Origin of the sequence: Chryseotalea sp. WA131a (genome assembly GCA_025370075.1) — a bacterium.
Taxonomy (GTDB): Bacteria; Bacteroidota; Bacteroidia; order Cytophagales; family Cyclobacteriaceae; genus ELB16-189.
The window spans coordinates 3,631,340-3,653,246 of record CP073016.1 but is presented as its reverse complement, the minus strand read 5'-3'; the positions used below and the strand labels follow the sequence as shown (position 1 = coordinate 3,653,246).

Annotated in this window: 20 protein-coding genes; 9 read left to right on the top strand and 11 right to left on the bottom strand. The window is 41.3% G+C overall.

The window, feature by feature from the left end; translation table 11 throughout:
- Positions 1–26 precede the first annotated feature (26 nt).
- Positions 27–2,246, bottom strand: coding sequence for a M1 family metallopeptidase (locus tag KA713_16835; protein UXE66105.1), 2,220 nt, complete (start codon positions 2,244–2,246; stop codon positions 27–29).
- Positions 2,247–2,388: 142 nt separating this feature from the next.
- On the opposite strand from KA713_16835, the gene KA713_16830 reads away from it, so the two are divergent.
- The 5 genes from KA713_16830 (at position 2,389) to KA713_16810 (ending at position 6,595) form a co-directional block, all read left to right on the top strand.
- Positions 2,389–3,921 (top strand): glutamate--tRNA ligase, encoded by a 1,533-nt coding sequence (locus KA713_16830; GenBank protein ID UXE66104.1) that lies wholly within the window; start codon positions 2,389–2,391, stop codon positions 3,919–3,921.
- Positions 3,918–4,136 (top strand): hypothetical protein, encoded by a 219-nt coding sequence (locus KA713_16825; protein UXE66103.1) that lies wholly within the window; start codon positions 3,918–3,920, stop codon positions 4,134–4,136. The genes KA713_16830 and KA713_16825 overlap by 4 nt, the downstream gene beginning before the upstream one ends.
- 2 nt (positions 4,137–4,138) lie before the next feature.
- Complete coding sequence (locus tag KA713_16820) at positions 4,139–4,909, top strand: TIGR00266 family protein (GenBank protein ID UXE66102.1); 771 nt, start codon at positions 4,139–4,141, stop codon at positions 4,907–4,909.
- Positions 4,910–5,070: 161 nt separating this feature from the next.
- Positions 5,071–6,288 (top strand): alanine dehydrogenase, encoded by a 1,218-nt coding sequence (locus KA713_16815; GenBank protein ID UXE66101.1) that lies wholly within the window; start codon positions 5,071–5,073, stop codon positions 6,286–6,288.
- Between the two features lies 1 nt (position 6,289).
- Positions 6,290–6,595: a DUF4286 family protein gene (locus KA713_16810; GenBank protein UXE66100.1), complete on the top strand. Its 306-nt coding sequence runs from the start codon at positions 6,290–6,292 to the stop codon at positions 6,593–6,595.
- Here the strand turns inward: KA713_16810 and KA713_16805 are convergent.
- From KA713_16805 to KA713_16770, 8 genes are all read right to left on the bottom strand, one after another.
- A complete protein-coding gene (locus KA713_16805; protein UXE69169.1) occupies positions 6,592–7,065 on the bottom strand; it encodes a GNAT family N-acetyltransferase in 474 nt (157 codons plus the stop codon). The genes KA713_16810 and KA713_16805 overlap by 4 nt on opposite strands.
- A gap of 64 nt (positions 7,066–7,129) precedes the next feature.
- A complete protein-coding gene (gene gldN / locus KA713_16800; protein UXE66099.1) occupies positions 7,130–8,023 on the bottom strand; it encodes a gliding motility protein GldN in 894 nt (297 codons plus the stop codon).
- 11 nt (positions 8,024–8,034) lie between these two features.
- Positions 8,035–9,621, bottom strand: coding sequence for a hypothetical protein (locus tag KA713_16795; protein UXE66098.1), 1,587 nt, complete (start codon positions 9,619–9,621; stop codon positions 8,035–8,037).
- A 41-nt stretch (positions 9,622–9,662) separates the two neighbouring features.
- The gene (gene gldL, locus KA713_16790; protein UXE66097.1) at positions 9,663–10,484 is read right to left on the bottom strand and encodes a gliding motility protein GldL; all 822 of its coding nucleotides are present in this window, start codon (positions 10,482–10,484) and stop codon (positions 9,663–9,665) included.
- A gap of 65 nt (positions 10,485–10,549) precedes the next feature.
- On the bottom strand, positions 10,550–11,668 hold the full coding sequence (locus tag KA713_16785) for an SUMF1/EgtB/PvdO family nonheme iron enzyme (protein ID UXE66096.1): 1,119 nt from the start codon (positions 11,666–11,668) through the stop codon (positions 10,550–10,552).
- A gap of 143 nt (positions 11,669–11,811) precedes the next feature.
- Complete coding sequence (locus KA713_16780; protein UXE66095.1) at positions 11,812–12,783, bottom strand: type IX secretion system membrane protein PorP/SprF; 972 nt, start codon at positions 12,781–12,783, stop codon at positions 11,812–11,814.
- A 113-nt stretch (positions 12,784–12,896) separates the two neighbouring features.
- Positions 12,897–13,673: a uroporphyrinogen-III synthase gene (locus tag KA713_16775; protein ID UXE66094.1), complete on the bottom strand. Its 777-nt coding sequence runs from the start codon at positions 13,671–13,673 to the stop codon at positions 12,897–12,899.
- A 24-nt stretch (positions 13,674–13,697) separates the two neighbouring features.
- Positions 13,698–14,786 carry a DUF4271 domain-containing protein gene (locus KA713_16770; GenBank protein UXE66093.1) on the bottom strand — a complete coding sequence of 363 codons (1,089 nt, stop codon included), beginning with the start codon at positions 14,784–14,786 and terminating at the stop codon, positions 13,698–13,700.
- A gap of 52 nt (positions 14,787–14,838) precedes the next feature.
- Here KA713_16770 and hemW point away from each other — a divergent pair, with 52 nt between their 5' ends.
- Genes hemW through KA713_16755 form a run of 3 tightly spaced genes read left to right on the top strand, consistent with a single transcriptional unit; the run spans position 14,839 to position 18,903 of the window.
- On the top strand, positions 14,839–15,963 hold the full coding sequence (gene hemW, locus KA713_16765) for a radical SAM family heme chaperone HemW (GenBank protein UXE66092.1): 1,125 nt from the start codon (positions 14,839–14,841) through the stop codon (positions 15,961–15,963).
- Positions 15,964–15,995: 32 nt separating this feature from the next.
- Positions 15,996–16,361: a hypothetical protein gene (locus KA713_16760; protein ID UXE66091.1), complete on the top strand. Its 366-nt coding sequence runs from the start codon at positions 15,996–15,998 to the stop codon at positions 16,359–16,361.
- 7 nt (positions 16,362–16,368) lie between these two features.
- A complete protein-coding gene (locus KA713_16755) occupies positions 16,369–18,903 on the top strand; it encodes a DUF3857 domain-containing protein (GenBank protein ID UXE66090.1) in 2,535 nt (844 codons plus the stop codon).
- On the opposite strand, the gene KA713_16750 is transcribed toward KA713_16755, so the two are convergent.
- Entirely contained in the window at positions 18,881–19,597 is a 717-nt protein-coding gene (locus KA713_16750; protein ID UXE66089.1) for a response regulator transcription factor, read from the bottom strand. The two genes, KA713_16755 and KA713_16750, sit on opposite strands and share 23 nt — an antisense overlap.
- A 34-nt stretch (positions 19,598–19,631) precedes the next feature.
- Positions 19,632–20,552: a histidine kinase gene (locus KA713_16745; GenBank protein UXE69168.1), complete on the bottom strand. Its 921-nt coding sequence runs from the start codon at positions 20,550–20,552 to the stop codon at positions 19,632–19,634.
- Positions 20,553–20,807: 255 nt separating this feature from the next.
- On the opposite strand from KA713_16745, the gene KA713_16740 reads away from it, so the two are divergent.
- Positions 20,808–21,848, top strand: coding sequence for an IS5 family transposase (locus KA713_16740; GenBank protein ID UXE66088.1), 1,041 nt, complete (start codon positions 20,808–20,810; stop codon positions 21,846–21,848).
- Positions 21,849–21,907: the final 59 nt, after the last annotated feature.

Here is a 21,907-nt window from a genome sequence, read left to right as displayed (position 1 = left end):
TTTCTATGTGCCTATGTGGTTAAAAATCAATTTTTCTTCAACTGATCAAACTTGCTCTCCGTAGGCTTCTTGGGAAATACGTTGTCGCTTAAATTAACATCTGCTGTAGCGCCATCTGGATCAATAACCACGTTGGTCACTTCTTTATCTTTCATGAAAACTTTTTTCACTTCGGTTTCATTCACACGCCAAATCTCTGCTGGTATTTTTTCAATCTCTTTGGTGCCGTCTTTAAATGTCCATTCAATGATCACGGGTGTTACCAATCCGCCCTTATTTTTCAATGTAATCTCATACAAATTCTTGTCTGCTAATCTTTTGCGCACATCGCCATCGTTGATCTTGTTTTTGAATTCGCCATACATGCGATCATCGGTATTGATCATCGTAAACTCCTGCGCTCCGCCACTAAAATCGGTCAATTTATCTTTTGATTTGGCAGCCAAATCACCTTGCTTGGCCTTGATGTTCTTGTTCTCAAAATCCTTTTGCTCTGAACGTACTTTAAACCATTTCACTTCATCCAACTCTACATCTACATTGTCCACGGTGTAAAACCAACCTCTCCAAAACCAATCCAAGTCGACCGCAGAAGCGTCTTCCATCGTGCGAAAAAAGTCAGCGGGCTTGGGATGCTTGAATGCCCAGCGTTGGGCATATTCTTTAAATGCCTTGTCAAATAACTCTGGCCCCATCACAGTCTCGCGCAGTAGCGTAAGTGCAGCAGACGGTTTGCCATACGCATTAGGGCCAAAATCTCGGCCCGGAATGTTATCCGAATGCCACATGATGGGCCGCATTAAATTTTTATCACCCTTCATGTAATTGGCCATTCCTTTGGGTGAGCCCCAGCTAATATTCACATTGGGATATCGTTCGCGTTTTACTTCTCTCTCTAAAAATGAATTCAGCCCTTCATCCATCCAACTCCATTGGCGTTCGTCTGAATTTACAATCATCGGGAAAAAGTTGTGGCCTACTTCGTGAATGATTACGCCCACCATCCCTTCATAGGTAGATTGCGAAAATGTTCCATCGCTTTTTGGTCTTCCGCCATTGAAACAAATCATGGGATACTCCATACCTTGGTTAGCACAATGAACCGAGTAGGCCGTTGGGTACGGATAATCGAGTGTGCGGGCCGAATAAACTTCCAATGTATTTTTAATTGCCATGGTGGACTCTTTGCCCCACAACGGATTGCCTTCTTTTGGATAGAGTGATTGAGCCAATGGCGTCTTGTCGTTTACTTTCACTGCCATCGCATCCCAAATAAACTTGTGCGATGTGGCGAACGCAAAATCACGCACATTCTCGGCTGCAAAATCCCATGTGCTCTTTTTCTTCGAACGCTCTTTTTCTTTCTTGCGAACTTCTTCTTCCGTCACAATCAGCACAGGTTGATCAAATGTTTTCTTCGCCTTTTCAAGGCGATCGATTTGATCTTTTGTTAAAACTGATTTTGGGTTTTGAAGTACACCTGTTGCACCTACAATGTGATCGGAAGGAACAGTAATTCTAACCCGATAGTTTCCAAACACCAATGCAAATTCTCCCTGTCCGATGAATTGTTTGTTTTGCCACCCTTCGTAATCGTCAAATACACACATACGCGGAAACCATTGCGCCTCCGTGTACAAATAATTTCCGTCTTCTGGAAAATACTCATACCCACCACGTTCGCTAAATTTCATCCGATCCTTTTCACGGTAATTCCACTCTACAACAAAACTGAACTTGTCGCCTGTTTTCATAGGTGTGGGCAAATCCACACGCAACATGGTGTAGTTGATCAGATAAGACAATGCCTTGCCTGTAATGGCATCTTTTACGGCCGTGATTTTAAAGCCGCCCTCGTAGCCATAGGTATCCGTAGCCAACGGAAAAAACTTAACGGGTATTGAATCGCGAACGCGGTTGGTTTCGGTTTTATCAGTCATGTTCCCATCCGATAAATTATTTTGGTCTAACTGCAGCCACAAAAAGCGCAGCACCTCCGGGGCGTTGTTGTAGTAAGTAATGGTCTCCTTTCCAGTGAGTAGTTGGGTATCGTCATTGAGTTCTACATCGATATCGTAATCAGCACGCTGTTGCCAATAATTGATGCCCGGTGCGCCCGAGGCCGAGCGGTAGCTATTGGGGGTTGGCAGTGTTTGATCCAACTGCTCAAACTTGCCGGACCATTGTTGCTGGGCGATGGAAGGGAAAGAAACCAAGAGAATAAGGATGCCGACAAGTCTTCGCATAATGGTAAAATTTTGGAAGGTAAAAGTAAGGAAAGGCAGTGTACTAAACCAGCCTACTTTTTCACTAGGTCGGTTTATGCTTTCGAAAGTCAAATCCGTTTTCGGCTTCCGTTTTTAGCGTAACTTTACACGTCTAATTTATATGAAAACCATTCGTGTTCGCTTTGCCCCTAGCCCCACAGGTGCACTCCATATTGGAGGTATCCGTACTGCTTTGTACAATTTCTTACTTGCCCGCAAACATGGGGGCACCATGATTTTGCGTATTGAAGATACCGACCAAACCCGTTATGTGCCAGGGGCGGAAGAATACATTCTAGAAGCCTTGGCGTGGGCAGGCATTCAAATAGACGAAGGTGTTGGCAAGGGCGGGCCGCATGCGCCTTATCGCCAATCTGAACGAAAAGAAATCTACCAAAAGTATGCACAGCAACTGATTGCTGAAGGCAAAGCCTATTACGGCTTTGATACTGAACAAGACCTGGAAGCCATGCGCGAGCGCTTGAAAAAAGAAGATGCCATCAATCAACAATATGGCATCAGCACGCGCGGGCAAATGAAAAACTCGCTTACGCTTAACGCAGAAGAGGTGAAGCAAAAATTAAATGCTGGAGAACCCTATGTCATTCGACTGAAAGTGCCAGCGGAACAATCTGTCGAGCTAATGGATTTGATACGCGGCCAAGTGGTTGTCAACTCATCTCAAATTGACGACAAGGTGTTGATGAAGTCAGACGGTATGCCCACTTACCATTTGGCCAATGTGGTGGATGATTACCTGATGCAAATCACGCATGTAATCCGTGGCGAAGAATGGCTGCCTTCTGCTCCGCTGCATGTTTTGTTGTATCAATCATTTGGCTGGAAAGATGCCATGCCTCAGTTTGCGCACTTGCCATTATTGTTAAAGCCAGATGGCAATGGCAAATTAAGTAAGCGCGATGCAGACCAAATGGGCTTCCCTATTTTTCCATTAAACTGGACTGACCCTAAAACAAAAGAGCTGGCGAAAGGCTTCCGCGAAAGCGGCTATTTACCAGAAGCATTGATAAATTTTCTAGCCTTTTTAGGTTGGAACCCAGGCACTGAACAAGAAATTTTTTCGATAGAACAATTGACTGAAGTTTTTACCCTTGAACGGATTGGCAAAGCGGGAGCCAAGTTTGATATTCAGAAAGCACAGTGGTTCAATCAACAATATTTGCGCTCAAAATCAAATACGGAATTGGCAAAACAATTATTGAATTCATTGAAGAAAGAGAATATTAGCTGCAGCGAGCAGAAAGCGGAAAAAGTTTGCCAGGCCATGCGCGAACGCATTACCTATCCGCAAGATATTTTTGAACATGGAAGATTTTTCTTTACTGCGCCTATCCTTTTTGATGAATCCGTCATTTCAAAAAAATGGAATGAAGAGGCCGTAAAAGTACTTTCAGCTTATCGCGATGAGGTAAAAAAAATAGAAGCCCCTTCGGCAGAGATTGCGAAAACTACGTTAGATTCGGTAGCTGGTAATTTAGGTATTGGCACAGGCAAAGTACTGCAAGCCCTTCGTGTGGCCCTTACTGGCCAAGGCTCTGGCCCAGATTTGATGCTGACCATCGAAATACTAGGGTCAGAAGAAACCGTCAGTCGATTGGATTACGCCCTGCAAAACATTCAACTAAAAAAATGAGTAAGAAAGAAATCAAGGTCAGTAAAAAACAAGGGAAGCCACGCGTTCACAAAGAGCTAAGTGGATTTGAGGTATCCATCGATCAGTTTGGTGAATTGAAATCGAGTATGAACATCGAAAAAATAAATAAGTTTTTAGATGCCAACGTGGATGATAAAAAACTCTTAGAAAAGGAAGAAAAAGAAAGATTAAAAAAAGAAAAAAAGCAAAAGTAGTTATGCCAACCTCACACGTTATCGACTATCAAATCAAAGGAGAAAGCATTCAAATTGTTGAAGTAGAGCTTGATCCACAAGAAACCGTAATTGCCGAAGCCGGTGCCATGCTCTTCTTGGAAGATGGCATTCAATTCGAAACTAAAATGGGCGATGGCTCTCAGCCAAATCAAGGTCTATTTGACAAGCTACTTTCTGCTGGAAGCAGATTGCTGACTGGCGAATCATTGTTCATGACCCACTTCACCAATCGCGGAAACAAAAAAGCGAAAGTTGGATTTTCTGCTCCCTACCCTGGCACCGTTATTCCTGTTGACTTATCCAAAAGCCCGGGGCGAGAACTGGTTGTGCAAAAAGATGGATTTCTTTGTGCTGCTTTCGGAACAAAACTTTCCATTGTTTTCAATCGTAAAATTGGAGCGGGGTTAGTGGGCGGGGAAGGATTCATTTTACAAAAACTTCAGGGAGATGGATTGGCATTTGTACATGCTGGCGGAACGGTGATTGAACGAACGCTTTCGAATGAAACGCTGCGCGTGGACACAGGTTGTGTAGTTGCCTTTGAATCACAAATCGATTTTGATGTAGAAACCACCGGAAGTTTAAAATCAATGGTGTTTGGGGGAGAAGGTATTTTCCTCGCCACACTTCGAGGAACGGGCAGGGTGTGGCTACAGTCCATGCCGATCAGAAAATTAGTACAAGCATTGGCTCCCTATGGTAGCAATAGCCGCAAAGAATCAAGCTCACTGTTAGGCAATTTTTTGGAATAGCCATGTATGGTAAAATTTTTTTCAATCATATCCATTTAGCAATCGTACGGAAGGATTTCTCATTTTAACGATACCATGAAATCGCCATTAAGATGCCCTACACCCAACGGAATGATAATCTTAGCGATTCCATGTGGCAACTAACAAACAATTATTAACACATGAAAGTAATTAAAATCGGTCTTATTCGCGAGGGCAAAGTACCACCTGATAAGCGTGTTGCCTTTACGCCTTCGCAAACAGAAGAGATCGAACAACGTTTCACGCACGCTAAAATAGTTTGCCAACCCAGTGCCATCCGTTGCTTTAAAGCCGAAGAGTATAGCGCAGCAGGTATTGATGTTTCGGAAGACCTTTCCTCTTGCGATATATTAATGGGTATAAAAGAAGTGCCAATCGATCAGTTGTTGCCCAATAAAACATATTTGTTTTTTTCTCATACGCTTAAAAAACAGCCTTACAATCGAAAACTTCTGCAAGCTGTTCTTCAAAAAAATATTCGACTTATCGACTACGAAACATTAAAAGATCATCAAGGAAATAGACTGGTTGCGTTTGGAAGATTTGCGGGAATCGTTGGGGCCTATAACGGATTGTTAGCGTATGGCAAACGGTATCAGTTGTTTGATCTAAAGCGAGCTTCTGATTGTTTCGATATCAACGACCTGAAAATAGAATTACGAAAAGTAAAATTGCCTGCAATAAAAATTGCTTTAACCGGTGCTGGCCGTGTAGGCAAAGGCGCGATGGAAAGTTTAGACACCGTAGGGATTCGTAAAGTTTCGCCTACCGATTTTCTTACCCAAGAGTTTACCGAAGCCGTGTACACACAACTCAGCAGTGCCGACTACCATTCTCGAATAGAAGGGGGGCATTTCAACCGAGAAGAGTTTCATCAACACCCAGAAAAATACCAGGCGCATTTTATTGACTTTGCAAAAGTTACAGATCTGTTATTGGCAGGTGCCTTTTGGAATCCCAAAGCATCAAGACTATTTGAGCTTGTGGACATGCAAAGAGCTGATTTCAAAATAAAAGTGATTGCTGACATCACCTGCGACATCAATGGGTCTATCCCCAGCACGGTAAAGGCAAGCACCATAGTTGATCCGCTGTATGACTTCGATCCTATTTCGCAACAAACTGCACCGGCCCTGAGCAGCCCTTCTTTTATCACCGTCATGGCAGTAGATAACTTACCATGTGAATTACCTCGGTCAGCCTCAGAAGAATTTGGCAGAGATTTGATTGACAGGATTCTTCAGCCTCTTTTGGTAGAAGATCCAGAAGGAATTATTTCAAGGGCAACCATGGCTGAAAGCGGAAAACTGACTCCTCGCTTTAGTTATTTGCAAGATTACGTAAACGCCAACAACTAATATGCTCTTATACAACGTAACGGTAGGGGTGGACAAAGCGATTGAGCATGAATGGATTGATTGGGTTAAGAAGATTTATATTCCGGCCGTTATTGAAACGGGTTACTTTTCGGACGCCAAACTATATCGGGTGGTTACGCACGATGACGAACATTCCGTTTCGTATAGCTTGCAATTTTTTTCCAATAGAATTGAAAATGTGGTTAAATACCTAGACGAACATACCACTACTATTATTGAAGCTCATCGATTGAAGTTCAAAGATCGGCACGTAGTTTTTAACACGCTGCTCGAAGAAGTAATTTAAGAGTTGAGAATTTTTGTGATCTGCTCCTCCTCTAAACTGCAGTTCACCCACTCTGCATCAAACGTAGCTCCGTACTTTTTATAGAAGTTAATAGCGGGCTCATTCCAATCCAGTACTTGCCATACTAGGCCAGAGCATTTTTTTTCCAAAGTCAACTTCATCGTTTGGTCAAACAACATCTTTCCGATTCCGCCACCACGCCCTTGTTGGGTCACCACAATATCCTCTAAGTAGAGTCTTTTGCCTTTCCAGGTAGAATACCGGTAATAATAAAGAGAAATGCCTACAATAGATTGGTCTTTCTCGGCTACATAGAAACCAAAGACAGGGTGTTCGCCAAAGGCATCTTGCTCCATACGCTCAACAGTGTTGGTCACTTGCACCAATGCTTTTTCATATTCAGCCAACTCTTTTACCAAGTTTAGTACTTGGGGCAGATCCGCTTTCTTTCCTTCACGTATGGTAATCATGCAAAACAGTTGAAATAAAAAAGCTCCAATTTTCATTGGAGCCTTTAATGTTAATTCTGTAAACTCAATACTCCCAGAGATTGTGCTCCTTCTCCATCAATTTCATCTCTTCTTCCCATCGAGCAAATACCGATTCTCCGTAGGTTCTTCCATTGCTAGAATATACCTGTTCAATCGTTCGATCGTCAGGATTTTCTACTTTTTCAATGATACCGTGGAACAATCTTAACTTAAAGGCATCAACAAAATTTTTGTTTTCAGCAGGGTTATAACGGTTTCTCCATTGCACTCTATCCCGTTCATCTAGGCTCTTGCTGTGTGCAGATTTTTCTACTAACCTAGCAAACTCTTTGTAATAAACGTAACCCATAGGATTATACTGGCCATCTCTTTCAACGATAATGCCTATGTATTGGATATCGTAGTATAAACGCGAACGTCTTCTATCAAAGATAACGTCTTCAACTATTTGCAGTTCCGCAATTTGATTGGCCTGCAAAACAGCATCTTGTTCTGCAGATAATTCCCACCATTCGCTATCTGTTGGCAGGTGACCGATGTTATCGTTACGAGTAGAGGCGTAATTTTTGCCCTGATAGGAAACTTGCTCAGTAGTTGTGTACGTCTGTTGAGGATTGTAGGCGGTCTGCTTGATGGCTTTGTTCAACATCATAACTTCTTCGGGCGTTTTAGCAGCTTTTACCGAATCACCATCATAGGCTACTAAACTACCATTTTTGATGGCCTTGATAAGAAAATCTCCAATATCTGATTTCGCGGATTTAAATCCAGCATTTTGTCTCTCGCGTAGGTTTACATTTCGCCATACCCTAAACCGATAAAGTTGCTCATAGAACGGAATCTTATCAATTGAATTAGGGTTCGCTATCGTGTCTCTTTGTGCGAATACAAAATCACAAACTAAAACCAACAAAACTACCGCAAGTATTTTTCTCATTGTGCCTTTTATTATCTACCCATAATATATGAACCTTCCAATTTCGCATTAACAGGCTTTGCATCGTTATCACTTGGATCCCAAGTGGAGCGAACTACCTGCACATTGAATATTGAAAAGCTGTCGCCAGGCCGAAGACCATACTTGGTTAATTCAATAGTACCTGAACTCAACGTAATGGGTGTCTTTCCTGTGATTTGCAAAGTCATACTAGTGATTCTATAACCAGCATCCTTTACATTTTGTCTTTTAAAAGTTTCATCTGTAATGTCAGGTACATACTTTACAATTGAGGTGCCCGGAGGTATACCTTTTTTCACATCATACTCTCCGTTACCCACCATCAATTTTCCGCTTGGTTTAGGAACTTCTTTAGCTTTGAAATTTTTTACTTCGATTTGTGAACCGTTCACCGCTACTTTCACGTCCATGCTAGGGCGTGTTGGTATTAAAACGAACTTACCAGGCCCTTGTTGTACGATCTTACCTTGATCAGGCGAAACAGCCAATGAAATACCTGAGGCTTCTTCTAAACCAGCTACGCTAACACTCATTTCATTTCCGCAATCCAAGTAAAGCGTGCTAGCACTTTCAGATTCAAATTTTGCTACTGGCCTAGCTACCTTGTACTTAATTACATCTATAAAGGGTTTACCCTTTAAATTTATTTTAACACTGTATGATGCTTCCGCTAAACCATTTTTGTCGTAGTTACCAGCAGATGCCCTAAATTTGATTTTACCCATTTTAATACCTGTAGCAGGGTCTGTTTCTATAGGCAGTGGGGAATTATTATAAAACATCTCAGGATTTTCGCTAGAGGCCGCGGCAATGAACAAATCAGCTTTATACTCTTGACCAGCTACCAATATGCTCCTTTCAGGTCTAACCATAGGAACTGTAATTCCAAACTCAACGACCGCTCCTCTTACTTTTCTGAAGATTGAGTCCAGTGCAACCGCTTCGTACTCCAAAACTTCTGTTTGCATTTGACTCACAGTAGCGATTGCACCCATAGTAGGCGTACCTTCGAAAGAAAACTGCAAGAAATCCTTTCCTTGATGATGAACACTATTTTTGAATGCTTCGTAATCTTTGGCTTCCCTCGTCAATTTGGAAAAATTGTGAGCTTGGTTTTTAAATGCCATAATCTTATTCAGATCAATTACATATGCGTTGAGGGCCTTCTCATAAGACTGGCCTACCTCAGGTTTCTTGCTATCAAGCATTAATTCTTCAGCTCTTACTGTGTTCAAAACCAATTCTTCACCCTCGATTGCTTTTCCATCTGGTTCTGTCTTCATTTTCTTTTTAAACTCTTCAAGATCTGCTACTGTCTTCTTAGCCAAATCACGAACCTTTTGGGCCTTCTCCCCTTGTTCCTTCACGAGGGTTGCGTCAGCTTTGGAGTTTTGTATTCCAGCCAACGTTGCCGCATTTTTCTTGTCGCTTTCCACCAAAAAATCAGAAAGCGTAGAATCAATAATCGCAAACTTCTCAAGCACGGCATTGCTCACGTTCAATGCCAACAGTGCGGTAAGCACGAGGTACATCATGCCTATCATCTTCTGCCTGGGTGTTTCCTTACCACCTGCCATGGTTTATTATTTAAAGGGTTAAAACAAATTTTTTCTAAATACTAGTTGCTGCCTCTCATGGCTGTCAACATGCTGCCATAAACTTTATTCAGGGCAGTTAAATTATTGGTCAAGGTTCCAAGCTCTGTTGTAAACTTAGAGGTGTTTTCACCTACTTTAGAAAGGCCTTGCATAGCACCCGTTAAGCTTTCATAGAACTTGTTCATGTTTTTCACATGCGAATCGGCATCTTTCAACTCCATTTCATAAACGGCATTTAATGACGCCAAATTGTTAGTAACTTTCTTCACTTGAGCATGGTACTCGCTTGTATCTTTAGAAGCATCGGCCATGGCACCTACGGCTTTCATAGCTGTACCGTAAGATTTGTTCATTTCCATTAACGAAGAAGCAGCCGTCTGAACATTCTTCGCATATTCATTAGTAGCAACAGCGGCATTGGACAAATTGCTCATTTGGCTGGCGGATGTAGCCAAATTAGTCAAGCCCTTGCCTAAATTATCCAATAGGTTTTGGTCAACTTTAGCGGTTTTCAGCATTTCATCAATCTTCAGTAAAGGAGATTCGCCAGCACTAGGGCGATTACTAATGCGGGTAGGGGTGGTTACTTGCGCTTCAAAGTCTTCTGCCAATTCTGGATATACTTTCGACCAGTCTACTTCTGCATGCTTTGGTTCAAACGCGCTTAAGAAGAAGATAACGGCCTCTGTGCCAAGACCTAAAATCAACATTTCGTTAGCACCCTGCCAGTGCTGGATTTTAAACAACGCACCAACAATAACAACAGCAGCACCAATACCATATACTTTTGGCATGATGGCCGTAAAAATTAAGTCAACGAATCCGCCTTTTTTCTTTGCCATGGTTCTTTAGGATTTAGGGTTATGTTCTGAGTTTTCTTTTAATTTTTTAAATATAGTGATGATTTTTAATTAGTGAAATTCTGTTCCTGATGAATGGTCATCGCACAACGGAAACCAATATAGGCTCTTGTTGAGTCTTTATATTCGTAGGTGCGTGTACCTGTTTCCAAATAATAGGCTACATCCTTCCATGAGCCACCACGTACTACTTTTCTAGCGTTGTATTTTTCTTTCGACTTTCCTTCTTTATCGTAAGCGTTCTTGTCAATAAACTGCGGGTTCAAATCCCAAACTGTTAGCACTGAAGCAGGATTGAAGTCATCTAAGCACCACTCAGCTGCATTTCCAGACATGTCAACTAAACCATAATCATTGGGGAAATAGATACCTACAGGTGATGTATAAGCATACCCATCATCGTAATAGTTACCACGGCCAGGCTTGAAGTTAGCCAACATACAGCCTTTTGCATTACGGATGTATGGGTTTCCCCAAGGATATTTGTTCATATCGCGACCGCCACGGGCTGCGTATTCCCACTCAGCCTCAGAAGGCAAACGAAATGCAGGCATAGGAGGCTGACCACCGTTTACTTGTCGCCACTCATTTAAGAAAGCTGTTCTCCATTGACCAAAGAAATTAGCGGCTTCCCAGCTTACACCTACTACAGGGTAATCTTGGTAGCCCGGATGCTGCCAGTAAGAATCAACCAACGGATCGCCCATGTGGTGAGAGAAGTCTTTCATCCAAACAGTAGTATCAGGATAGTATTTGGCCATAAACTCTTGCTGACTTACTGCCGGAAAGTTGGTCAACTGAGCCCCTCCTTCAGCCCCTAAAAAGAAGGATGTGAATTGAAGGTATTCATCGTTGGTGATTTCGGTCTCGTCCATGAAAAGAAGACCGATGGTAATTTGCTTATTAAAGTTGATTTGCGTGGAGGCAGGATCTTCATCAGCTTGACCCATGTGGAAGGTACCAGCAGGAATTGGCACCATACCATAAGGTATTACCATTGACCAAGGTTGTCTGCGCTCAATTGTGGACTGACCCAATACTTCGCCTCCTGCATCTCCTTTTCCTTTTTTGCCTCCAATACCTAATAGACCGCAGCTTCCTAAAAAGATAGCCACCCCCATTATTAATCCACTAGACAGAACTTTCTGAGAAACAATTTTCTTCATAGGTTATTTTTTATCCTTATCCCTTCGTTAGCCATTTAATAGTTCAAGGCTTCCATCGAACGAATTCGAAAGTTACTCTTTTTATCAAAAAATAAGGTCACGAAAATCCACAAAATCTTAAAAAAACCAAAATTATTTTATTTTTAGTGCCTGTAACGGGGTGTTCTGACCACTTTTTTGCCACTTCCGGGGTTTACGGGCAGTTCATAAGTCATCAAAAATTCATGCGAAGTAGCTTGTTTGCCATCTTGGTTTATTAAAGTGTAATCCATTCCATAACCTATTCGCAGTGATTTATCCTTCAACAGTGTGTAGCCCAACATAATATTGGCAGATTCTGATGTTCTAAATGATAAACCGCCCCACATCGTATCTTTATAGTAGGCAATTCCACCAAAATTCACCGAGGTACTTGATAAATCTGAAGAAATCAAAGTCATGAACTGAAACTTTAAATCAAAATTGACTTCATAAAAATAACCTCCTGTTAAATAGTAGTGTGGTTGCAAATAACCCCTTATGTTCTGTACACCAAAATCAAAAGATGAACTCAAAAGATGATTGACACTAAAGCCGGCATAATATTTTTCTTTCCGCCAGAAAACTCCAAAAGCCATATCAGGTTTTATCTGAGATTCAGTCCCAAATTTTTTAGAACCCTCAGGTGTATTAAAAAATGGATCGTTGGGGTCAATATAACGGTACTCTCCATAATTAAACGTTTGAGAATAAATGCCTGATCTAATTCCTATACTTAGTTTACTATTTTTAATACCTAGGTGGTAGGCATAAGAAACTTGGGCGTCTAAATTATTTTGCACACCTAACCTATCATTAACTATTTGTGCGCCAAAACCACTATTTAGTTTAAAAATTGGGGTAGTCATTGTAATAATTTGAGTAACGGGTGCTCCACCCCCTCCAAACGTTGGTGTATATCCAGCCCATTGACTTCTGTGGATAGCGGTAAATTTTGTAACTCCTTCAACTCCAGCAAAACCTGGGTTAAAGTATAAAGTGTTAAACATGTAATTGGTGAACTGAGGATCTTGCTGAGCCAGCAAAGGAGCCACGAAACCCACGCAAAAAATGAAATACAGTAGTAGCTTCTTCACTCGTTAAACTTAAAAACAAACTTAAAGATATACCAAAAAACAGATTCTGACAACTCCATGTAATTAAAGTGTAATAAAAATTAACCCCCATTAATAACGTAAGGGTGAACGCTTTATTTAATTACATTGGCTTTTTTTATGTATAATTCCAATGCGCCCGTCATGGAGGGGGCATTGGGCAATGGCGCTTCAATATCCAAAAATAGACCCGCATCTTTTACCGCTTTAGCCGTGGTAGGGCCAAAAGCTGCCAATCGGGTATTGTTTTGTTTGAAATCCGGAAAGTTCACAAAGAGCGAGTTGATACCGGAGGGGCTGAAAAATGCCAAAACATCATAATATACATTTTTCAAATCGCTAAGGTTGGCAGCAACGGTATGGTTAATAACGGCCTCTGTGTAGGTGTAACCGTTGGATTTCAAAAAATCAGGGATATCACTTTTGCGGATATCGGAGCAGGGAAAAAGAAATTTTTCGTTTTTGTGCTTTTTAATGATCTCCAATAAATCTTTGGTGTCTTTCAACCCCGAAAATATTTTTCGCTTCCGAATAACAATATATTTCTGTAGGTAATTGGAAGTTTGATCAGAGATACAGAAGTATTTCATATCCGCTGGCATCTCTAACTTTAACTCCAGACAAATGGCAAAGAAATGATCTACGGCATTGCGGCTGGTGAAGATAATGGCCGTGTGCTGAAGGATATCTACTTTTTGTTTGCGAAACTCCCGCAACGGTACGGCCTCCACTTGAATAAAAGGACGAAAGTCAATTTTGATATTGTACTTTTCTGCCAATTTAAAATACGGTGAGGTAAGGTCGGTGGGGGCTTCCTGTGTGACCAAAATGCTTTTTACTTTGCGCATCCGGTCAGTAGCAGTTTCTGTCATAGCAGCACAAGTCGAGGTTAGGCATTAATACAAAATTACCTTCATCAAAAGGATTAATGGGATGATTTCAGAAGCGCAAAGGTAGGAAAATAAATGAAAGAAATGGTACGGCAGCCGTGTCATTAATTTGAGATACAGCACTGAGGTGCCTATAACAAACAAAGCCGCTAACAGGTAGATTTGGTAATAAAAAAATAATTCGGAGCGAACATTAAATAACAATGAACCCAAGCCAATGATCATCAAGGCGGCAACTGAAATAAAAATCAGGCGAATGAAATTAAAGAATTGAAATCGCACTGTGTCTTTAAAGGCAAACAACCTGGCAAAAATCGTAATCCACAATAACTTAAAAATCAAAAATCCAAAAATTGCCAGCGACAATATGGCCCATTGACCAAAGCCTTGGGGGGTAGTTTGAATTTGAAACATGGCCGAGAGGTACGTTGTGTTTTTCATAAAGTGAAAAACCGATAACAATATCAATGCGAGAAAGCAGCTTCCGAAAAAGTAGTAAAGGATGTTTACGCTGGAAGCAATGCGCAACCCAAATCCACTTTCGGTGCGATCTTGCGTGCTGAGCAGCTTTCGGAAATCGAAGTAATCTTGCGTAAGCATAGGATTGGTGCGAACAAACATGGTAAAGGATACGAGCAGCATCAAAGAAGCGATGATGGCGAAGTCTAGAAAAAAATTACCGCCACGCAATGCATTTTGTAGCGTTTCATCGATCGGAATTTGGGTAACAATCTTGGTAGAAACATTTTTAAAGCCTGCTGGTGAGTAGATGCCGATAAAAAGTCGGGCAGAATAAAGCTTAGCTAAACTATCTACCGAAAAAATTACTGGTTGCTGCCCGCTCCATATCAGCTTTGAATCGACAAAAACGGAAAGCGGGTGCCGCCCAGCAATAGACAAAACCGTGCCTTTGTATCGGGAGGCAGGCAACCAAAAGTAAATGGAGGAAGTAGTTTGGTTTTGAGATGGTTCAAACTCAGGCCCTCCGTGCACTAGCCAAGTAGGCTTTAGGTCTATTATTATTTTATTGGGAAATTGGGCAGTCGCTTTTAGAACGACTAAAACAAACACAAGAAAAAGAAAGGTTGAGCGCATGAATCCGTTCAAAAATTTCACAATTTAGACGTTCATACTCAAACCACCATATATGGCGGGGCTATATCTCCACATTCCATTTTGCAAGCAGGCATGTCATTATTGTGACTTTCACTTTTCCACCAATCAAACACTAAAGGAAGAAATGGTGAGCGCTCTTCTAAGGGAAATGGAGATGCAGCGAGAATACCTATCTGGCGAAACCATCGAGACCATTTATTTTGGGGGTGGCACACCTTCGCTGTTGTCATCTGCCCAGCTTGAATCGCTCTTGGTTGGGGTCTCGAAAAACTTTACACTCGCCCAGTCACTGGAAATTACCTTGGAAGCCAACCCAGATGACTTATCGCCTCTATTATTAAAGGACTTACGGGCTATTGGTTTTAATCGTTTAAGTATTGGTATTCAATCTTTTGATGAATCCGTTTTAATTTTTTTTAATCGAGCCCATCATGCTGCTCAATCGATAACCTGCATCGAAAATGCACGACAAGCTGGTTTCGATAATATCAGTATCGACTTGATTTACTCAATCCCTCAGCAATCGCTAGCTGAGTGGAAAGAAAACATTGTGAAGGCTATTTCCCTCAGGCCGGAGCATATCTCTGCTTACTCGCTTACAATCGAAGATAAAACTGTGCTTGGCCATCGGCAAAAGAAAGGTTTATTGAAGCCATTGGCAGAAAATGAATCAGCATTTCAAGTGGAGTTGTTGATCGTTGAACTAGAAGGCGCGGGTTATAATCAATATGAAATTTCAAATTTCTGTCGGCCTGGGTTTTACTCCAAACACAACACCAGCTATTGGCAACAAAAAAAATATGTAGGACTAGGGCCGAGCGCGCACTCATACGATGGCATCACACGACAGTGGAATGTGGCCAATAACCATGCATATCTAAATTCGATCAAGAAGGGTGCGCTTTCGTTTGAAAAAGAGGTATTGACAAGGAGCAACAAAATCAACGAATATATTTTTACCACCTTGCGCACCAAGTGGGGTTGCAGCGTGCCATACCTGACAGAGGTTTTTGACTTTACCCTAGATCAACGAAAGCTCGACAAGTATACCAAAGAGGGTCTGCTACGAACTGAAAACCGTACTATTTTTCTTACGGCAAAAGGAAAATTGTTGGCTGACCACATTGCCATGGATTTATTTGTTGACGCTGGCTAATTATTTGGGTACAAATCACTATTTTTCTGCCAATGACACAAGAAGAAAAAAGAGTTCGGATTTTATTAAAAGCAGTTATCTACCACTACCACGGCCTAGACGAGCTGGAGCGCAACGACTTGGAGGCTACCGCAGAACAATTAGATGCTCAACCCGAGCTAGCATGGGCGCTAGAGTTTATCTCAAAAGACTACATCACCTCGTTTGACCGAGCACGTATTTTTTTAAACGATATCATTGGCGACTACGAAAAAGATAAACGTGTAGAGCTCATACAAATGGTGTGGCAAGCCAATAATCTAAAAGGCTATGTTACCGAAATGGAAGCAACGGCCATGCTCAAGTTGGCCAAAGACTGGAATGTGGAGAAAGAGTTAATTGAGTTGGTATTGAAATAATTTTTTGATGGTTAAGTATTTTTTATGGGTACCAATTGCCATTCATTTAGTTGCTCATGCCGCACACGCACAAAAAGGTTTTAGCACAGGACAACCCAATAGCTGGGTAAACCCTACCTCTTACGCACCTGAGCCAACCGACACCACCAATACCAGTGGTGGTTATTACTATCTTTTGCTTGAGCGGCAACACCATGCCGATACGCGCGAGATGTTTAAGCGCTATGCCATCAAAGTTTTATCAGAAAAGGGATTGCAGTTTGCTTCCTCCATATCAGAATCATACGATCCAAGTTTCCAATCCTTAACCTTTCACACGGTAAATGTTATTCGCAAAGGGCAAGTTTTTAATCGATTGGATAAAAATAAATTCAAGGTCATTCAGCGAGAAGAGAGCCTAGACCGTAGCATCTATGATGGAAGTTTATCGGCCATATTGGATTTAGAAGATGTGCAGGTGGGCGATATTGTTGAGTATGCGTATAGCATCAAAGGCCAGAATCCATTGTTCCATGGTAAGTTTTTCAATTCATTTTATTTAAACTATGGGATGCCCAGCGGTAAAATCAACTATCGCATTCTCGCTTCTTCCACTAAAAACTTAATCTTTAAATATTTTATTACCGAGGAAAGGGTAGTCAAAAAAACAACCGGTAACCTGACCGATTATTCGATTACTGTTACAAATCCAAAAGTTGTGTTAGGTGAGGACGGCACCCCAAATTGGTATGAAACTTCGGGCCGATTTGAAGTCTCTGAATTTTCGTCCAACCAAGAATTAGGAAACTGGGCCAAAGAACTATTTGATGTAAAGGATCACACCTTTTCAACTATTCGAAAAAAAATAGAAGAGATCAAAAAAGAGAATCCATCCATTGAAAAACAGGTTGCCAAAGTGATTCAATTTGTACAAGATGAAATACGGTACCTGTCACTTTCGGAAGGAATAAGCGCCTATAAACCACATCCGCCCACACAGGTATTTGATCAACGATTTGGCGATTGCAAGGACAAATCGTTATTGTTAACTTCTATGCTGAAATTACTGGGAGTAAGCAGTACGCCTGTTTTAGTAAATGCATACTACGGCAAAACATTGAATGAAAGCCTACCCTCTCCTTGGAATTTTAACCATTGTATTGTAAAGATGGATTTTCAAGATTCAAGCTATTGGATTGATCCCACCATTAGCTATCAAAGAGGAAGTCTCAAAAAAATATATATCCCCTCGTATTATCATGGCTTAGATGTTACTGATCGTAAGCTGCTCTCCATTCCATTTGGTTTTCATAAATCAACGATTGACGTGCATGAAAAATTTACGGTAGAGAAGGTAGGCACTACGGCTAGCCTTGAAGTGCTTACAACTTATTTTGGAGATGAGGCCGTCTCGATGAGGATTTACAAAGAATCAAACAGCCAGGAAGAAATTGATAAAGCCTATGTAAATTTTTATGCTTCCGATTACCCCAATATTGCATTAAAGGAAAGTGTTGTTTTTGAAGATGACGCTGAAAAAAACATTTTAAAAACGAAGGAGAAGTACAGCCTTGATCCGTTCTGGAATTATGACTCGGCCATTCAGCAATACAAAACAGAAACGTATGCTCGAATATTAGCAGGCTATGTTAAAAATCCGGAAACCAAAATTAGAAAAAATCCTTTTTCTTTATCCTACCCATTAGATATTCGACACTCCATTACACTCCACTTACCAGAACCTTGGACGGTGGCGGAACGGGAACTAAAAATTGAATCCGCTGGCTTTTCCTACGCATCAAAAACGAACTATCAAAATAAAATTCTCAATCTATCGTATGCCTATAAAACAAAAAGAGAATACATTGAGGCAAACCAAGTAAAAGAGCATCTGGAAAAAACCAAGAAAATTTTTGAAGACCTTACCTTTCAACTCACCTACTCAATTCCATCTGACAAATCTGGTTTCAATTGGCAATACCTTATCATTTTTCTGATAGCAATGGCCTCTGCTGGCTATTGTGTTCTAAAAGTATATCGATACGATCCTCCTGCCGCTTCCCTCAATACTGGAAAATACGAAGAAATAGGAGGCTGGCTGATTCTTTTTTCGATTGGGTTGGTGCTTAGTCCTTTTTTTGAAATCTACAGTCTTTTTACAAATGACTATTTCAATCCTGTGCAATGGAGCATTTTAGCAGACCCAACATTCTCCACCTATAATCCAACACTTGGGTTACTTGTTATCTTTGAAATGGGGGGGACTACTTTTTTTCTATTGTTCAGCGTGCTGTGCATCATCTTGTTTTTTAAGAGGCGCACCAGTGCACCTATGCTTATCATTGCATTTACAATCGCAAGTCTTGTATTTATGTCGATTGATGTATTGCTTGGCATTTATTATTTCAACCTGTTTACCCCCGAAGAGACGTGGGCAAATCAGAAAGAAATATTAAAACAAGGACTTCGTGTGATTATTTGGGTACCCTATTTTATTTATTCAGATCGGGTAAAAGGTACGTTTACGCAAATGTTAAAACCTACAAACTCATCATATCCTTAAATTTGGTAGCTTGCCTACGGCTTACTTCCACCTTGTCACCACCTTTTAGGCGCACCATCAGGCCACCGTTGAACCACGGCTCTATTCCTTCTACCCAACTTAAATTTACAATGTGTTTGCGGCTGGCCCTAAAAAATGCGCGCTCGTCCAATTTTTCATCCAACGCATTGAGCGATTTATGAATCATGGGCTTGTTGTTATCGAAATACACTTTTATATAATTACCATCTGACTCAAACATGCGCACGGCAGAAAGACTTACAAACCAGCACCGCTCGCCATCTTTTACAAATACTTGATCCTCGAGTCCAAGTTTTTTTTCGCCCAAGCGACCCGTCTTGGCCTTTTCTTTTTCCATTACCTTGTGGATGGCTTCGCTCAACCGCTCAGGTACAATTGGCTTCAATACATAATCGAGCGCGTTCACTTCAAACGCTTTCAGCGCATATTGATCGTAGGCTGTTGTGAATACCACCATTGGTACAGAGTCTAATGATTCCAATAATTGAAAGCCTGTACGGCCTGGCATTTGAATATCCAAAAAGAGCAAATCAGGATTTAACTCTTCAATCATCTTTTCGGCTTCATCCGCATTGGCTGCTTCTCCTGCCACTTCAATAGATGGGTGAGCCTCCAATAATTTTAAAAGTTCTTTTCGTGCCAAGCGTTCGTCATCGATTATAAGTGCTTTCATGTTAGGTGTTGAAGTGTTAAAATGTTGAGATTATTTACGTGTTGTATAAATGTGGGATGCTGATTTCTGTCAGTACAAAATTATCTTTATCGTTCACAATTCGAAACGAAGCAGCCTCGCCATACAAAAGTTTTAACCGCTGTACGGTATTGGCCAACCCCAGACCAGTGGGTGACTCTCTTCCGTTTAGGTAACGTCCTGTGTTTCGGATGCGTATTTTCAATTCATCGTCAATCACTTTGGTGGATACATGTAGCAAACCCCCTTCCTTTAGTTTTGATATGCCATGCTTTACTCCGTTTTCTACCAAGGTTTGAATCATGAGAGGCGGCACCAAAAAATCTTGTGATCCGGAAGCGATATCAAATTCAGTATGCAGCCGCTCTTCAAACCGAATACTTTCGAGGCCTAGGTAATCACGCACCATTTTCATCTCATCGTCAAATTTAATGAGGCCTTTGTTTTCACGAGCCAACGAATTACGCAAAATATTCGATAGCTGATTGATGGCCAGTTTTGACTTTTCAGGATTTTCATCCACCAAGGCGCGGATGCTGTTGAGCGCATTGAAAATAAAATGTGGGTTGAGTTGTGATTTTAAATTATTCAACTCGATTTCTTTTACCGAAGCCTCGTAGCGGAGCGTGGTATTGTATCGCTCCACATAAGTGTAGGCAAAATAAAGTGCCGACCACAGAAAAAAGATGATGGCATAAAAAAAAGATTGGCCTAAAAAAGTAAACGGATCAAATGCCACTTCTCGCTTGAACAACCCCAACGGAAAGGAAACCGGGATGCGAAGCAAATACATAATCGCCCCCATGATGAACACCGACAAGATTATGCGCGGCAGCAACCGAGAAAAACCAAGGTTCAGCCATTTGCCATTGATAATAATGTTGCGGAAAAGATGCGACACTAATAAACAGAACAACGACTCGTAGGTTAAAAAAATGATGCGCTCGGCAACCACCCCTGCCTTGCCGGAAGCCAAAATGGTAGCCACGATTTGCAAGCCTGCATACACCGCCCAGCCGCTTACCTGCATTGTCCAATACCACCGTTGCTTGTTACTTACCATGATGGACAAAAGTAGAAAAACGCAAGAGGGAAAAGAAGAGGAGTTATGTTAGCGGTAACTTACGGGTATCTCTAAAAACCCTACGAAATTATCTGTAAATTTTGTTTCTTGAGAAAAAGGAGAAAATAGATGAAAAATAAATCGAGAGGATTATTTGATGAGCAGTTTCGGTTGGATAAAATCGGTAAGCAAAACGACCCATTGTTAAAATTGCAAGCCCACATTGACTTTGGGATTTTCCGCAAACCCTTGGAGGCACATTTTGAATCGGGAAAAGACAGAAGCCAAGGCGGTCGCCCTTCCTTTGATTATCTGATGATGTTCAAAATATTGATTTTGCAGCGCTATTATAATTTAAGCGATGACGGCACGGAATATGCGATTTTAGATCGTTTATCGTTCATGCGTTTTTTAGGGTTGACCATATCTGATACGGTGCCCGATGCCAAAACAATCTGGAACTTTAAAAATGAACTTGCCAAAGGCAAGATGGTGGAGAAATTGTTTTCCTTGCTGGATAAAACCTTGAGCCAACGGGGTGTAATTCTTAACAAAGGCCGAATGATAGATGCCTCCATTGTGGAAGTCCCTATTCAACGAAACAGCCGCGATGAGAACCAACAACTCAATGAGGGGATTATTCCCCCAGATTGGAAAGATAAAGAAAACAAGCTACGCCAGAAAGATATTGATGCCAAATGGGTTACGCACAATGGAAAAAGTTACTATGGGTATAAAGACCATGTGAAAGCCGATGCGCGCACCAAACTCATTACGGGTTATAAGGTAACCCCTGCCAATGTTCACGATAGTGAAATGATTGGACCATTGATTGACAAAAGGGATCGCGGACAAAAAGTATATGCTGATAGTGCTTATCGGAGTGAGAAAATTGAAAAAGAGTTGAACGGAAAAAATATGACCTCCATGATCCATGAAAAAGGATACCGCAATAAACCCCTTACCAATGCGCAGCAAAAGCGCAACAAGAAGAAATCAAAGACAAGGGCAAGAGTGGAGCACATTTTTGGGTTCATGACCAACTCGATGAACCGAATGTATATCCGATGCCGAAACTTTGTGAGGGCCAAAGCAACGATTGGTTTAATGAACCTCACCTACAATTTGTTCAGGCTAACGCAGATAAAAGTGAACTTGAATGGCCGATAGTTTGACCAAATGGTCAATCATCATCCTGCCAAGGGTGAAAAGAAAAAGTCAAAAGAGCC

Coding starts and splice junctions, on each gene's coding strand:
- KA713_16775 (UXE66094.1), bottom strand. CDS start 13,673: ATGACAGAAACTGCTACTGACCGGATGCGCAAAGTAAAAAGCATTTTG.
- KA713_16750 (UXE66089.1), bottom strand. CDS start 19,597: ATGAAAGCACTTATAATCGATGACGAACGCTTGGCACGAAAAGAACTT.
- KA713_16835 (UXE66105.1), bottom strand. CDS start 2,246: ATGCGAAGACTTGTCGGCATCCTTATTCTCTTGGTTTCTTTCCCTTCC.
- KA713_16770 (UXE66093.1), bottom strand. CDS start 14,786: ATGCGCTCAACCTTTCTTTTTCTTGTGTTTGTTTTAGTCGTTCTAAAA.
- KA713_16785 (UXE66096.1), bottom strand. CDS start 11,668: ATGAAGAAAATTGTTTCTCAGAAAGTTCTGTCTAGTGGATTAATAATG.
- gldL (UXE66097.1), bottom strand. CDS start 10,484: ATGGCAAAGAAAAAAGGCGGATTCGTTGACTTAATTTTTACGGCCATC.
- gldN (UXE66099.1), bottom strand. CDS start 8,023: ATGAGAAAAATACTTGCGGTAGTTTTGTTGGTTTTAGTTTGTGATTTT.
- KA713_16830 (UXE66104.1), top strand. CDS start 2,389: ATGAAAACCATTCGTGTTCGCTTTGCCCCTAGCCCCACAGGTGCACTC.
- KA713_16755 (UXE66090.1), top strand. CDS start 16,369: ATGGTTAAGTATTTTTTATGGGTACCAATTGCCATTCATTTAGTTGCT.
- KA713_16810 (UXE66100.1), top strand. CDS start 6,290: ATGCTCTTATACAACGTAACGGTAGGGGTGGACAAAGCGATTGAGCAT.
- KA713_16740 (UXE66088.1), top strand. CDS start 20,808: ATGAAAAATAAATCGAGAGGATTATTTGATGAGCAGTTTCGGTTGGAT.
- hemW (UXE66092.1), top strand. CDS start 14,839: ATGGCGGGGCTATATCTCCACATTCCATTTTGCAAGCAGGCATGTCAT.
- KA713_16805 (UXE69169.1), bottom strand. CDS start 7,065: ATGATTACCATACGTGAAGGAAAGAAAGCGGATCTGCCCCAAGTACTA.
- KA713_16815 (UXE66101.1), top strand. CDS start 5,071: ATGAAAGTAATTAAAATCGGTCTTATTCGCGAGGGCAAAGTACCACCT.
- KA713_16760 (UXE66091.1), top strand. CDS start 15,996: ATGACACAAGAAGAAAAAAGAGTTCGGATTTTATTAAAAGCAGTTATC.
- KA713_16820 (UXE66102.1), top strand. CDS start 4,139: ATGCCAACCTCACACGTTATCGACTATCAAATCAAAGGAGAAAGCATT.
- KA713_16825 (UXE66103.1), top strand. CDS start 3,918: ATGAGTAAGAAAGAAATCAAGGTCAGTAAAAAACAAGGGAAGCCACGC.
- KA713_16795 (UXE66098.1), bottom strand. CDS start 9,621: ATGGCAGGTGGTAAGGAAACACCCAGGCAGAAGATGATAGGCATGATG.